The 12528-nt window shown below is 64.7% G+C and carries 19 protein-coding genes; 10 read left to right on the forward strand and 9 right to left on the reverse strand.

The annotated features are described in order from the left end of the window. Positions 1 to 6 precede the first annotated feature (6 nt). The 5 genes from soxA to XH83_RS24075 form a co-directional block, all read right to left on the reverse strand. Positions 7 to 828, reverse strand: a complete 822-nt coding sequence (soxA, locus tag XH83_RS24055; RefSeq protein WP_194403195.1) for a sulfur oxidation c-type cytochrome SoxA — start codon at positions 826 to 828, stop codon at positions 7 to 9. Between the two features lie 28 nt (positions 829 to 856). Beyond that, positions 857 to 1183 (reverse strand): thiosulfate oxidation carrier complex protein SoxZ, encoded by a 327-nt coding sequence (soxZ, locus tag XH83_RS24060; RefSeq protein ID WP_194403196.1) that lies wholly within the window; start codon positions 1181 to 1183, stop codon positions 857 to 859. 19 nt (positions 1184 to 1202) lie between these two features. Continuing rightward, positions 1203 to 1655, reverse strand: a complete 453-nt coding sequence (soxY, locus tag XH83_RS24065) for a thiosulfate oxidation carrier protein SoxY (protein WP_194403197.1) — start codon at positions 1653 to 1655, stop codon at positions 1203 to 1205. Between the two features lie 18 nt (positions 1656 to 1673). Then, entirely contained in the window at positions 1674 to 2129 is a 456-nt protein-coding gene (gene soxX, locus XH83_RS24070; protein ID WP_194403198.1) for a sulfur oxidation c-type cytochrome SoxX, read from the reverse strand. Positions 2130 to 2259: 130 nt separating this feature from the next. Beyond that, positions 2260 to 2880: a thioredoxin family protein gene (locus XH83_RS24075; protein ID WP_194403199.1), complete on the reverse strand. Its 621-nt coding sequence runs from the start codon at positions 2878 to 2880 to the stop codon at positions 2260 to 2262. Positions 2881 to 2936: 56 nt separating this feature from the next. Here XH83_RS24075 and XH83_RS24080 point away from each other — a divergent pair, with 56 nt between their 5' ends. Further along, the gene (locus XH83_RS24080) at positions 2937 to 3635 is read left to right on the forward strand and encodes a hypothetical protein (RefSeq protein ID WP_246776311.1); all 699 of its coding nucleotides are present in this window, start codon (positions 2937 to 2939) and stop codon (positions 3633 to 3635) included. Positions 3636 to 3637: 2 nt separating this feature from the next. Here the strand turns inward: XH83_RS24080 and XH83_RS24085 are convergent, their stop codons facing one another. Further along, positions 3638 to 4369: a cytochrome c biogenesis CcdA family protein gene (locus XH83_RS24085; protein ID WP_194403201.1), complete on the reverse strand. Its 732-nt coding sequence runs from the start codon at positions 4367 to 4369 to the stop codon at positions 3638 to 3640. A gap of 102 nt (positions 4370 to 4471) precedes the next feature. Between XH83_RS24085 and XH83_RS24090 the strand changes: the two genes are divergently transcribed. The 5 genes from XH83_RS24090 (at position 4472) to XH83_RS24110 (ending at position 7187) form a co-directional block, all read left to right on the forward strand. Continuing rightward, positions 4472 to 4843: a thioredoxin gene (locus tag XH83_RS24090; RefSeq protein WP_194403202.1), complete on the forward strand. Its 372-nt coding sequence runs from the start codon at positions 4472 to 4474 to the stop codon at positions 4841 to 4843. A gap of 37 nt (positions 4844 to 4880) precedes the next feature. After that, positions 4881 to 5231: a metalloregulator ArsR/SmtB family transcription factor gene (locus XH83_RS24095; RefSeq protein ID WP_028137430.1), complete on the forward strand. Its 351-nt coding sequence runs from the start codon at positions 4881 to 4883 to the stop codon at positions 5229 to 5231. A gap of 71 nt (positions 5232 to 5302) precedes the next feature. Next, positions 5303 to 6382: a YeeE/YedE family protein gene (locus XH83_RS24100; protein ID WP_194403203.1), complete on the forward strand. Its 1080-nt coding sequence runs from the start codon at positions 5303 to 5305 to the stop codon at positions 6380 to 6382. 139 nt (positions 6383 to 6521) lie between these two features. Beyond that, on the forward strand, positions 6522 to 6752 hold the full coding sequence (locus XH83_RS24105) for a hypothetical protein (protein ID WP_194403204.1): 231 nt from the start codon (positions 6522 to 6524) through the stop codon (positions 6750 to 6752). Positions 6753 to 6788: 36 nt separating this feature from the next. Next, positions 6789 to 7187, forward strand: coding sequence for a hypothetical protein (locus XH83_RS24110; protein ID WP_194403205.1), 399 nt, complete (start codon positions 6789 to 6791; stop codon positions 7185 to 7187). Between the two features lie 88 nt (positions 7188 to 7275). Here the strand turns inward: XH83_RS24110 and XH83_RS24115 are convergent, their stop codons facing one another. Further along, entirely contained in the window at positions 7276 to 7857 is a 582-nt protein-coding gene (locus XH83_RS24115) for an SET domain-containing protein (RefSeq protein WP_194403206.1), read from the reverse strand. Between the two features lie 164 nt (positions 7858 to 8021). Between XH83_RS24115 and XH83_RS24120 the strand changes: the two genes are divergently transcribed. Continuing rightward, positions 8022 to 8627, forward strand: coding sequence for a hypothetical protein (locus tag XH83_RS24120; protein ID WP_194408385.1), 606 nt, complete (start codon positions 8022 to 8024; stop codon positions 8625 to 8627). Here XH83_RS24120 and XH83_RS24125 read toward each other — a convergent pair. Together XH83_RS24125 and XH83_RS24130 are read right to left on the reverse strand one after the other, a co-directional pair. After that, positions 8624 to 9259 (reverse strand): DUF6321 domain-containing protein, encoded by a 636-nt coding sequence (locus tag XH83_RS24125; protein WP_194403207.1) that lies wholly within the window; start codon positions 9257 to 9259, stop codon positions 8624 to 8626. The two genes, XH83_RS24120 and XH83_RS24125, sit on opposite strands and share 4 nt — an antisense overlap. 48 nt (positions 9260 to 9307) lie before the next feature. Next, a complete protein-coding gene (locus XH83_RS24130) occupies positions 9308 to 10039 on the reverse strand; it encodes a TetR/AcrR family transcriptional regulator (RefSeq protein WP_194403208.1) in 732 nt (243 codons plus the stop codon). 105 nt (positions 10040 to 10144) lie between these two features. On the opposite strand from XH83_RS24130, the gene XH83_RS24135 reads away from it, so the two are divergent. From XH83_RS24135 to XH83_RS24145, 3 genes are all read left to right on the forward strand, one after another. Further along, the gene (locus XH83_RS24135) at positions 10145 to 11542 is read left to right on the forward strand and encodes a carotenoid oxygenase family protein (protein ID WP_194403209.1); all 1398 of its coding nucleotides are present in this window, start codon (positions 10145 to 10147) and stop codon (positions 11540 to 11542) included. Between the two features lie 71 nt (positions 11543 to 11613). After that, entirely contained in the window at positions 11614 to 11877 is a 264-nt protein-coding gene (locus XH83_RS24140; protein WP_194403210.1) for a hypothetical protein, read from the forward strand. A gap of 75 nt (positions 11878 to 11952) precedes the next feature. After that, the gene (locus XH83_RS24145) at positions 11953 to 12528 is read left to right on the forward strand and encodes a hypothetical protein (RefSeq protein ID WP_194403211.1); all 576 of its coding nucleotides are present in this window, start codon (positions 11953 to 11955) and stop codon (positions 12526 to 12528) included.

The following is a 12528-nucleotide window of genomic DNA, read 5'->3' on the forward strand; positions in this document are numbered from 1 at the left end:
ATCGTTTCAGTTGCGCACCGACGGCGTCTCGACCGGCAGACCGATGCCGCGCCAGGCGACATAGAGTTCGAGCGCGAGAAACTCGTCCGAGAGCGGCTTGAACGGCTCGGCGCGCACGTCGAACATGCAGCCTTCGAAACGCTCATGCAGCGGCACCAGGCGCTGGTCGCGCAGCCGGTAGGTCGGAAAGCCGTTGGTCTGGCCCTGGCTCAGGAAATCGGCGCGCATGAACTTGCCGTTGTTGCGCTCGTGGCAGGATTCGCAGGCGAGATCGAGCTGGCCGTAGCGCGTGTAATAGATCTGCTTGCCGCGCTCGAACCAGGGCGACATCGGCCCGTCGGTCTTCACCGAGACCTTCATGCCGTGCGACTGATAGCGCACGAACGTCGTCATGTCGGTCAGCTCGCGGGACTTGAACTTCCAGGGCTCGGCCTTCATCTGCTCGCTCCGGCAGATGTTGATGCGCTGCTCGAGATTGACCGGCTTCTTCAACTTGTCGTCCCATTTCGGCATGGCGGCGCCGACGCCCTTCATGCTGGTCTCGGCTTCGCCGTGGCAGCTCATGCAGGACTTACCCTCGCTGCCCTCGACCTTTTTCCAGGCATCCGCCGCGCGTTCCACGGCGAGAAAGCCCGGGTTTTCGAGATCGTCGTCCTGCAGCGCGCGGGTCTCCTTGCTGCGGAACTCGTAGCCGGAGATGATGGTCTTGAAGACGTGGCCGGGCGGCGCCGCGATGCCCTTGCGCTCGGTTTCCTCTGCGCAGGCGAGCGTCGCAACCGATGCGGCGGCCACGATCGCAGCGGCCAAAGCAAGATATCGTGGCGCCATTCGAGTCTCCCTCAATGCGCGATGCGCATCATGCCCTGAGCGCGATCTTCTCTTCGGCCGTGATCACCGTGCCGTCGTCGTCCGTCCAGGAGAACTTGAACGTGCCGGCCTCGTCGATCCTGGCGTCGAACTGGACGTAGGGATTGGCCGAGATCGCCGGCTCCAGCGCGCAAGAGAACACCGGCTTGCCGTTGAACTCGCACGCGAACTTGTTGATGATCTTGCGCGGAATGGTCTTGCCCTGCGCATCCTTGCGCTGGCCCGATTCCATGACATGCGAGACCAGGGTCTTGATCTGGATGACCTCGCCCTTAGCGGCTTCCTTGGGAAGCTTGATGCGCGGTTTGTCTGCCATCTGTTTTCTCCTGACGCCCTTAGCCGCCGCAGCCGCCGATGGTGACCTTGACGGTCTTCTGCTCGGTGAACAGCGAGCCGTCGCTCATCTTCGCGATCGCAACCACGTTCTGCGTGGACGCGAGCCGGATCCGGATCGAGGCTTCCGCCTTGCCAGACAAGGGGGTGAACGAGAGCGTCGCCACGCCCGCATTCGGGTTGCCGTCCGCGATGATCATGACGTCCTTGACGTAGGCCTCCGCGGTCATAGGGCTCTCGATGTTGATCGACAGCGGAACGGTGTTGCCGTTCTCCGCGATCTCCGGCAGGTCGAGCGAGATCTTGCCCTTCGCCGGCTGCTTGCCGCCGGTGAACTTCTCGATCCACTTCGCCGCATCGTTCGTCACTTCGGCATCGGCCGCCATCGGCATCAGCGTCAGCATGACGAAGCCGCCCCCGAGCGCAAATGCCTGCCGTCGATTGATGGCCTTCATTCCTGATCCTCCTCGCCGTCAGTTCAGCGTCTTGAGAAAAGCGATGACGTCCTCGACCTGCGCGGCCGTCAAAATGGATTTGCCGACAAATTCCGGTCGCACCCGGCTGAGGCCTTCGTTCCTGAAGAACGCCGGCATGACCGTGTTGGTGAAGATGCGCTTGGGATCGGCGACGATGAGGCGCAATTGCGCCTCGCTGTAGCGGCCGGCGACACCGTCGAGCGACGGACCGAACTCGCCGTGGAATTCCTCGGACTTCAGGCTGGTGACCTGGTGGCAGGCCAGGCAATTGCCGAGCGTGCGCGTCAGAAACACCTTCTTGCCGGCGGCGGCATCGCCGGGCGCACCGGTCAGGGATTTCGGCAGGGAGTCGTCGACGATATCGAGCTTGATCGGCTCTTTGACAGCCTCTTGCGCGAGACCACCTCCGGCGGACAGACAAAGTGCAAACGCAGCCGCAAGCGAGCGCCGCATGTTTCCTACCCTTATCGCGGGGTGACGCCCGCCTTCGATCACGACGGACTCACGGTCCATCAAATTCAGTTATTATGATATGTTCATGTGATCGGCGCGGCGTCAAGCGAAATTCGACAGACGTCTGCGCTCAGCCGTTCGCGGCCAGGAAATCCCGGAAGGAGCCGCGCTCATAAGCACGCTCTCGCACGAAGCGGAACATCGCCAGGAAGTGCGGCGGCTTGAGATAACCGGGGGCCCGCGCCATCTCGCGCACCATCGCGTCCTTCACGTCGAGGCCGTCGGCGGATGGCGGAAAGAACTGAAAGGTCGGCGTGAACCTGATGCCGTATTTGCGGGCGAGATCCTTTTCGGCCAATTCCTCGCGGTCGAAATCGGTCACCTTGCGCGAGCCGATCAAATTGAGCTGCAACACCTCGAAATTGTCACGGATATAGCTCGCGATGCCGGCATCGGCGAAGTTCACCAGATGCGTCTCGCGGCAATAGGGGCAGCCGCGCAGCTCCCACATGATGGCGAGGCGCTTGCCGCCCGCCGCCGCGCTCTCCAGGTCCTCGCGCAGATCGAGGAAGCTCTGCAAGAACCAGGGCTCGTGATAGAGCCCGTCTTCTCCGACCGTGGGCTCTGCGGCCGCAGCGCGGCGCCCGGCGAGGGCCGCGCCCACAGCGAGTGCAAGGAGGCCGCGCCGCGTCGGCAGAAGCGATAGCGGGGCTTGGTGCGTCGGAAGATCTTGCGCAATGCTCATTTTCATTATGATATTCGAATACACGAATGTGACAAGGAGTTCCGATCTTGCGTTGCACCATCGTGCTGCTGGCGTGGCTGGCCTCGAATACGCTCGCGCTCGGCGCGGAGACCGACAGACGTGCCGAATTTGCATCGGCGATGGCGCCGGTTATGGCCAATCTTCGCACGGCCGCGAGCTATGCGCGCACCGGCAACGTCGCGCTGGCGCAGATCGAGACGGACGAGGCAGTCACCCGGTGGCGGCGGTTCGTGCAAGACAGCTCCCTGCCCGCCGACGTGCCAGCCGAATTGGCGGGATTTCTCGCGCGGGGGCGCGACCGACTCACGGCGATCACGGGGGCGCTGGACCGCGGCGACAATGTCGCCGCCGGCCGCGAGCTGCTGGGGCTTCGACAGGCTCTTCACGCGCTGAGGCAAGATGCTGGCCTCTACGATCTCGGCGATTGCATCTTCGAGATCGCGCCCGCCATGGAGAGGTTGCGGGTCGCAGCCGTCAGATTCGGCGAGCAGCCGGCGCCAGCGAACGCCGAGGAGACGGTCGCGGCCGCAAGCGCGTTCCGCGATCGGCTTCAAAGCTGCAACGAACAGGCAAATGGCGAGATCGCCGCTCAGGGCGAATTCCGCCGCCTGATCGATGGCGCCATCGCCAGCAGCGGCGAGATCGCCCAGGCCGCGAAGGCCGGCGACGGCCCCCTTGTGCATCGCTACCTCATCGAGTTGCAGTCCTTCGCCCAGTTGCTCGACTTCCGCTACGGCTAGCCTCAGCCGATGCTGGTCAAAGCAGGGAAATGCTCGAGCAGCCATTCCGAGACCGCAGGCATCAACCCGGTCAGGAACATCAAGCCGGTCGCGACCAAGAAGACGCCCATCGTCTTCTCGATCAAGCCGAGATGCCGGCGCATACGGCCCAGCGCTGAGATGAAGCGGCCGGTGAAGGCCGCTGCGATCAGGAAGGGAATGCCGGTCCCGACCGAATAAGCGAGCAGCAGCAGCGCCCCTCGCCCGGTCGTGTCCTCCGAGCCCGCCATCAGCAGCACCGCGGCGAGGATAGGGCCCGCGCAGGGCGTCCAGCCGAACGCAAATGCCAGGCCCATGACGAAGGCCCCCGCTACGCCGGCCGGACGGTTGTCGACCTGAACGGTCGCGCTGCGATAGAGCAGCGGAATCCTGAGCAGCCCGAGAAAATGCAGGCCCATGACGATGATCAGCCCGCCCGCGACGATGCCGAGCGTCGACAGATGCGCGGAGACGAAGCGCCCCGCGATCGAGGCGGTCGAGCCGAGCGCGACGAAGACCAGCGAGAAACCTGCAACGAAGGACAGCGCGGAGACCAGGATACGGGGCCGCAGATCCGGCCTGTCGCCGGACAGATTCGTGACGGAGACGCCGGCCATGTAGCACAGGAAGGGCGGGACCAGCGGCAGGATGCAGGGCGACAGAAACGACAACAGGCCCGCGACGAAGGCCGCACCCAGCGTGACGTCCAAGGTCATTTCCGCCCCATCCCTAGCACATATACGAATTTAATGATATAAAGCGCCAGGCACGTTTGCAATGCAAGCCCGTCAGGCAATCCAGAAGACCGGTCACGCAGCATGACAAGAATCATCGTTTTGCTCGCCCTCGCCTTCGGACTGGCGCTGCCGGCGACCGCCTCGCGCGCCGCCGAGCTCGTCATGTTCGAACGGGCCGGTTGCGCCTGGTGCGCGCGCTTCAACGCCGAGATCGCGCCGATCTACGGCAAGACCTGGGAAGGCAGGACCGCACCGCTGCGCCGGGTCAACCTGAACGGCCCCGTTCCCGCCGATCTCGCCGGAATCGATCCGGGTGCCTTCACGCCGACTTTCGTCGTGGTACAAGAGGGCCGCGAGATCGGACGCATTCGCGGCTATCCGGGGGATGCCTTCTTCTTCGGCCTCTTGGACCGAATCCTGTCAAATGCGGGTTCGGAACCCGAGAGGTCGTGATTGGTCTTGCGGATTTTGGTGAGAGGAACTTGACGCGATGCCGTTGCCGAAGCTGAAGGAGATTGAAGGCTCCGCCGAACTCGAGCAGATGATCGAGAAGGCGCGCGAGGCCAGCGACATGCTCAAGGCGCTGTCGCATGAATCCCGCTTGCTGCTGCTTTGCATCCTCGCCGAGGGCGAGAAGTCCGTGACCGAGCTCGAGCAATTCCTCGGCGAGCGGCAATCGACGGTATCCCAGCAGCTCGCGCGGCTGAGGCTCGACCGTCTGGTCACCACGCGCCGCGACGGCAAGACCATCTACTACAGCCTCGCCAGCGAGGACGTCCGCAAGATCCTGACCGCCGTCTACGACGTATTCTGCGAGCCGGTGCGCCGGCGGCGCAGGTAATTGTCCGCTCTGGATTTCCACAACCCTCCGGCACAAACTGCCGGAAGGAAGAATGAACATCCCCGGGAGGAATGCTGAACCCCTCGACCATAGCGTTCGCATGCGGGCTTGCGGCCGGCGCCATGCTCGGTGTCGCGGGTCGCGCGGGACGATTTTGCACACTGGCGATGCTCGAGGATGCGTTCTTCGGAGCGGATCTGCGCCGGCTGAAATCCTTTGCGCTGGCTGCGGCCGTGGCGCTGCTTGCGACCCAGGCGCTCGCCGAGTTCGGCATCGTCGATCTGTCGCGGTCGATCTACCTGACGCCGTCGATCGGACTTGGCGGTGCGATTCTGGGCGGGCTGACGTTCGGCATCGGCATGGCGCTGGTCGGCACCTGCGGCTTCGGCACGTTGGTCCGTGTCGGCGGCGGAGACCTCAGGGCCATCGTGGTCTTTCTCGTGCTCGGCCTCTCGGCGCTCGCGACCATGCGCGGGATCACGGGCATGCTACGCGTGACGCTGATCGAACCGTTGTCGCTGCGGCTCTCCGAGGGCAATAACCAGACGCTGACCTCGCTGCTGGGTGCGGGAGGTGGGTTGCGCGCGCTCCTCGTCGTGTCGATCGCCGCGGCGCTTGCCGTCTGGGCGCTCGCGGACGGCAGGCTGGTCCGATCGCCCAGGCTGCTGGCCTCCGGCCTTGCCGTCGGCGGCGCGGTCGCATTCGGCTGGTTCGCGACCGGATGGCTCGCCGATGACGAATTCGATCCCGCCCGCGTCTCGTCGCTCAGTTTCGTCGCACCGCTCGGCGACAGCATCCTCTACATCGCGACCTTCTCCGGGGCGCGGCTGAATTTTGGCATCGGCTCCGTCGCCGGCGTCGTGGCCGGCTCGTTCGCCGCAGCGATGCTCGCGCGCGGCTTCCGTTGGGAGGCCTGCGACGACGCGCGCGAACTGAAGCGTCACATGACCGGAGCGCTGCTGATGGGCATCGGGGGCGTCATGTCGATGGGGTGCACGATCGGCCAGGGATTGACGGCGTTCTCGACGCTCGCCGTCTCGGCACCGATCACCCTGCTGGCGATTGCCTGCGGAGCCCGGCTCGGGCTCGAGTTCACGATGACCGGCGAGTGGTGGCCGGCGCTGCGCAGGCTGTTCGGCGCCTCGACGTAGCCAAAACGCCCGCGATCCTCGCGAATCGCAAACCGCGTTGAAAATCCCAAAACTGTCCTGAATAGCGATCTGCCTTACCCCTGAGGTAATCGAATTGGCCCCTGGGCCGGCGCATCTTCTGTTGCAACAGGAGATGACCATGATCGCGCTGCTGCTCTACCGGACCGTCGCAGACCACCTTGTTCCCTGGGCCGTGACGTTCGCGACCCGCATGCTGGCGCGCAGCCTCAACATGCCCGAGCCGCTGGTGCATTCGACCGGCGATTATGTGGTCGCACAGGTCATCGCCTTCGAGCACGGCGTCGGCAAGAGCCTCTGTCCGTTTCGCCTCGCCCGCCTGCTCCGCGCCCGCTGGCGCGGATGGCGCTGAGTTTCACCCCGAGCCCCCCAAGCAAGGAGACCTACGATGATCGACGCTTCCACCTTCCTGCGCCGCGCCCTGCTCGCAGATAGCATCTTCAGCGGCGTCGCCGCGCTCGGCTTCAGCTTCGGCGCGAGCGCGTTCGCAACTCTATTCAACCTGCCGGAAGCGCTGCTGCGCGAGACCGGCCTGTTCCTGATTGCCTACGCCGCGCTGGTCGGCTGGCTGGCCTCGCGCGCCTCGGTGGCGAAGGCGCTCGTGCTGCTGGTCGTGGTCGGCAATGCGGCCTGGACCGTCGGCAGCATTGCGCTACTGCTCTCAGGCGCGGTGTCGCCGAATCTCACCGGCGAACTCATGGTCGTCGCGCAGGCGATCGCGACCGGCGTGTTCGCAGAGCTGCAATATGTGGGATTGCGCAGGAGCGAGCGCGCAGCGGCGGCGTGAGGCCTTTCGTGTCCCGGACGCGCTGCAAGGCTTTCGGCGTTGCGGCGCGTCGCCAAGGGGCGCTGCGTCCGGGGCACGAGAGCAGAGGCTACGCCCGCACGCGACCGTTCGCCTTGACCACGGCATGACCGTTGAGCTTCTTCTTTTTGGCGGCCTTGCTCTTCGAAGCCTTCGCGAGCAGGTTCTTCGCCACCACTTTCTTCGCCTTGCGCGCCTTCACCTTGGCGGCTTCCGCCCGTGCCTCGGCGCGCAGCTTCTTGCGCTTCTTCTCGCAGGACTCGCATTTGCAGCCGATCGGCTTCAGATAGGCTTTGAAATAGTCGGTGCCGTAATCGTAGTTGATCTCATCGCCGGGCTCGATGTTCCTGATGGCGCGGATGAACACCTTGCGCTCGCGCGGGCGGACATCGGATTCCGCATTGGGCCGGCAGGAATGATTGATGTAGCGGGCGAGATTCTTGCGCACCGAGCCGTCGATGGTCCAGCGGCCGTTGAGCTCGAACAGGTATTTGTTCTCGATGTCGTCCTGCTCGGGAATCCGCGAATCCAGGATCGGTCCGAAATAGCGGATGATCCGGGTACCCTTCTTGATTGGCTTGGTGGCGAAGAGGCCGAGCCCGGTTTTGGAACGGCCGACGCGATAGGATTTGCTGGAAGCGATGGCTGGCATGATCAAGAGAAATGAGGACGCGAACGAGGCACGATGCCTCAGGCGAAGCCGCTCTTCTAGAACGATTCCGCGCCGCTGTCAGGCCTATCCCATCCCTGTTTGAACCTTGCCCACAATGAAGACGTCTGATGGTACGGAGTTCCCGCAGCGTCAAAGCCCTCATGATGAACCTTATCACCCGCATTGGCCTCGCCGCCCTGATCAGTTGCATCGGCTTGAACAGTGCAGACGCCCAATCCGTGGGCAGCACCTACACCTCGACAGCGCCAAAGAACTGCCGCTCCATCGGCAAGCCCAGCGAGCTCGACGGCAGCACGACGCGCCTCTGTCCGGGCAAGAACGGCTTCCTGGTGCTGATTGCCGAGGACGATCTCCGCGAAATCGTCTCGGTCGGCCGCAATCGCAAGCAAGCGGCCGAGGAACCTGCCGCCAAGGTCTGGTTCGCCCCGTTCAATTCGTCGGAGACCACGATCGAGTGGCGCGCAATGGGCGCAAAGCCGTTTGCGATCATCCAGCGCTGGCACATCGCCGACAACACGGATCCCGACAAGCAGGGGCGGCCCAACACCAAGGCCATGCTGGTCGTGACCCGGCTGCCGCCGGGCCCGGTCTGCCACGTCGCCTATGTCGATGCGATCGCCAACCCCACCGCCAACGAGCTGGCGCGCAAGGCCGCGGACGATTTCGCCCGCAGCTTCACTTGCGGCAAGGACGAGGTGAAGATCATCGGCACGCGCGGCCGCGCGGTCGAGCTTGCGACGATGCGCTAGGCTCTCACCTTGGCGCGCCGATAGCGCGCCAGCAGCCGCTCGCCCTTCGCGGCAATGCGCCGTGCCGCCGCCACCGTCTTCGGAACCGGCTCGCCCCAGGCATGGGCCGACAGCGCGTGCCGGGTCGGCTGCCCCTTCCCATCGACCAACGGCGGCAGTTTCGCGCGGCCATAGAAGCGAACGGCCCAGCTGCCTTTGCGTCGCATCTCCTGCGGCGTCATCTCTGATTCTGGCTTGGTGACGCCCGGCCGCAAATGAGCGCCCTGCTTGCGGGCGAACGCCTTGCGGCCCGCCGCGGTCAGACCGCCGCGCGGATCCTTTTCGCGCGCGGATGCGCGGTGCTTCCGGGACTTGGCCTTCTTCGCGTTGCGCTTGCGGGTCTTCTTCGCGGATGTCGTCGACTTTGCCTTTGACGCCTTCGACTTTGAAGTTTTCTTCGAGCTCTTCTTCTTGGAGGACTTCTTCTTTGCTGCCATGCGCATGTTGTCCACGAGGTTGGGATAGCGGCGGCCGGCGCGGTGGGCGCGCGCTTTCGCCGCTGATTTCTGCGCGGGACTGAGATGCTTGGAGGACTTGCCGGCCCGCTTGCGGGGATTTGAGCGTTCCCAGGGAGCGCGCGTTGATTTTGCCATGCGGCGTCAACGCGCGACCACCGCAAGAGTTGCGCTCGCTCTTGATGATCAGGAGCCGAGCGGCTTCACGGCGATCGGCGCGGTCAGCATCGCCTCGAGCAGGCGTTCGGCCGTCGTTCCCTCGGGCAGCCGCTCCAGGATATCCTTGAGGCGCCCATCGAGCAGCAGCGTGGTGAAGCCGTGCACCATCGACCAGGCGCGCGCGATCGCGGCGCCCTGGTTCAGCGTCAGCGCATCCTCGCTGATCTGCTCCTGCCGCATCGCGCCGATGGCATTCGCCAGGCCGGCAAACGAGGCTTCAGCCGCCTCGTGCAGCGAGGGTCTGGAATAATCCAGCCGCTCGGTGCGAAACATGATGCCGTACATGCCGGGATGAGCCTGCGCATAGGCGACATAGGCTTTCGGCCGCGCCAGGGCGCGTTCGAGCGGCGTGCTGGCAGCGTCAGAGGACGAGGCCATCGCGGCATTGAACTGACGGAAACCGACGGCCGCGAGTTCGCTGAGCAGGCCAGTGAGATCGCCGAAATGATGGGTGGGCGCGGCGTGCGAAACGCCCGCCTCGCGTGCCACCGCACGCAATGTGAGGCCCGCGAGCCCGTCGCGTTCCAACACCCGTTCGGCGGCCTGGAGCAGCGCATCGCGTAGGGCGCCGTGATGATACGGCGTCTCGGCCTTCGCGCTCGCCGTGCGGCGCGAGGTGCGCGATGCCGCGGTCGACGTCGTTCTTTTGGGGGCGCGCGAGCTTCGCGCGGTTTCGCTCTTGGTGTCGGTCTTCGTCATTTACAAGCTATATGACGCAATATTGACAGTGTAAAGATTTCACTTGACCGGAATGGCAAGTGGCGCTATCTGATCTTTACGCTGTAAAGATAGGGAGGATATGCCGTGCAGCACGACGCCATCGCCGAGCGCCGCAACAATATCGCGCCGATCCCGTTCGAAGCGGACGCACCATTCTTGCCGGTCATCGGCGAATTGCCGCGCGATCTGAACGGGGTGCTCTATCGCAACGGTCCCAATCCGCAGTTCTCTTCGCCGGGCGCGCATTGGTTCGTCGGCGACGGGATGCTGCACGCCTTCCACCTCGAGAACGGCCGCGCCAGCTACCGCAACCGCTGGGTCCGCACGCCGAAATGGCTTGCCGAGCACGATGCCGGCCGCGCTTTGTTCGGCGGCTTCGGCCGCAAGCTGCCCGATGCCCCGGCGGATCTCACCGACGGCGGCGTCGCCAACACCAACATCGTCTTCCATGCCGGCAAGCTGCTGGCGCTGGAAGAGGCGCATCTGCCGACCGAGATCGAGCCGGGCACGCTGGCGACGCGCGGCTATCACAATTATCAGGGCCGTGTCGCCGGCAGCTTCACCGCGCATCCGAAGATCGACCCCGTCACCGGCGAGCTCGTGTTCTTCGGCTACAACGCCGCGGGTCCGTTGACGCCCGCCCTCTCCTACGGCTCGATCGATGCCTCCGGCAAGGCGACGCGCTTCGAACGGTTCGAGGCGCCCTATGCCAGCATGGTGCACGACTTCATCGTCACCGCGAACCATGTGCTGTTTCCGATCCTGCCGATCACCGGCAGCATGGAGCGCGCCATGAGCGGACGGCCGCCCTACGCCTGGGAGCCGGACAAGGGCGCCTATGTCGGGGTGATGAAGCGGAACGGCACGGCCAAGGACATCGTCTGGTTCCGCGGTGAAGCCTGCTACGTCTTCCACGTCATGAATGCGTGGGAGGACGACAACCGCATTGTCGCCGACGTCATGCAGTTCGAGGAAGCGCCGCTGTTTCCGCATCCCGACGGACGGCCGACCGATCCGGAGAAGTCGCGCGCCCGACACTGCCGCTGGACCTTCGACCTCTCGGGCAATACCGATCGCTTCCAGCAGACCTATCTCGACGATCTCACCGGCGAATTCCCGCGCATCGACGACCGCCGCGCCGGGCTGAAGAATCGTCACGGCTGGTACGCCTGCGCCAATCCGAAACTGCCGATGTTCGGCGCCCTCGCCGGCGTCGTCCATGTCGACGACAACGGCAGGCGGCTCGGCCATTATCTGCTGCCCGCCGGCGACACCATCTCCGAGCCTGTGTTCGTCGAGCGCTCGAAGGATGCGAGCGAGGGCGATGGCTGGCTGCTCGCGGTGGTCTGGCGCGCGCGCGAGAACCGCAGCGACCTCGCGGTGTTCAACGCCACCGATGTCGAAGCGGGCCCCGTCGCGCTGGTGCAGCTCGGCCATCGCGTGCCCGACGGGTTTCACGGCAATTGGGTGGGCGCGCAGTAACGCCCGTCATGCCGCGGCGCGCCATTTGGCGCGCCCGGAGCCACAGCACAGTCGTGTTACGAAGAGGTCGTATGCAGATGCCCTCAATCACCGCAGACTTCCTCGCCGTCCTCGCCCTGATCTGCGCCGCGCTCGCACTCGAGGTGGCCCATCTGCGGCGGAGCGGCCAGGTCATTTTCAATGGCGGCATCCTGCTCGCCCTCGGCCTCGCGATCATCTGCGCGCTGCCTCTCTTGTCGGGGCTGCCCTGGGCGGAATTGGCTGACGAGGCATTCGACCAAGCCATTGCAACGCTTCAGCTTTTGCACATCGCCTACGTCATTTTGACACTGTAAAGATTTTGCTTGACCCCGCTCCACGCCTGAATTATTTATCTTTACATCGTAAAGATCGGCCTTACCGAGGTGGCCATGGCGATTTTCCTGATTCTCGCGCCCTACGGCGCCTACACGTTCCTGATGCTGGTGACCTCGGCCACGGTGAGCGTGTTCGCGGCCTCCGCGATCTGCCTCACCACCGTCGCGATCGATGTGGCACGCGGCCGCTCGGTGAAGACCCTGGCCGCAGGGTCGGCGGTCGTATTCGCCGCCATCGGGCTCTATCTCGCGCTGCTCGATCCGCAGCTCGGCACGCTCGGCGTCAAGCTGTCGGTTGATATCGGCATCTTCATCATCTCGCTCGGCTCGATGCTGATGCGCCGCCCCTTCACGCTGCAATATGCGCTGGAAGCGGTGCCGGCCGAGACCGCGGCGATGCCCGGCTTTCTCTATGCCAATTACGTCATCACCGGCGCCTGGACGGCGGCCGCGCTGTTGATGGCGGCCGCCAATCTGGTGCTGCTCTACGTCCCTGGCCTGCCGCTCTGGTCAAGCCTTGCCGTCGCCTTCGCCGCCCGCAACAGCGCGATCTACTTCACAAAGTGGTATCCCGAGTATCGCCAGATCAAGTACGGTACGCCCGCCCGCGCATTGCCCAACGCCCGCTGA

This window comes from Bradyrhizobium sp. CCBAU 53351, from assembly GCF_015291745.1.
Lineage (GTDB): Bacteria > Pseudomonadota > Alphaproteobacteria > Rhizobiales > Xanthobacteraceae > Bradyrhizobium.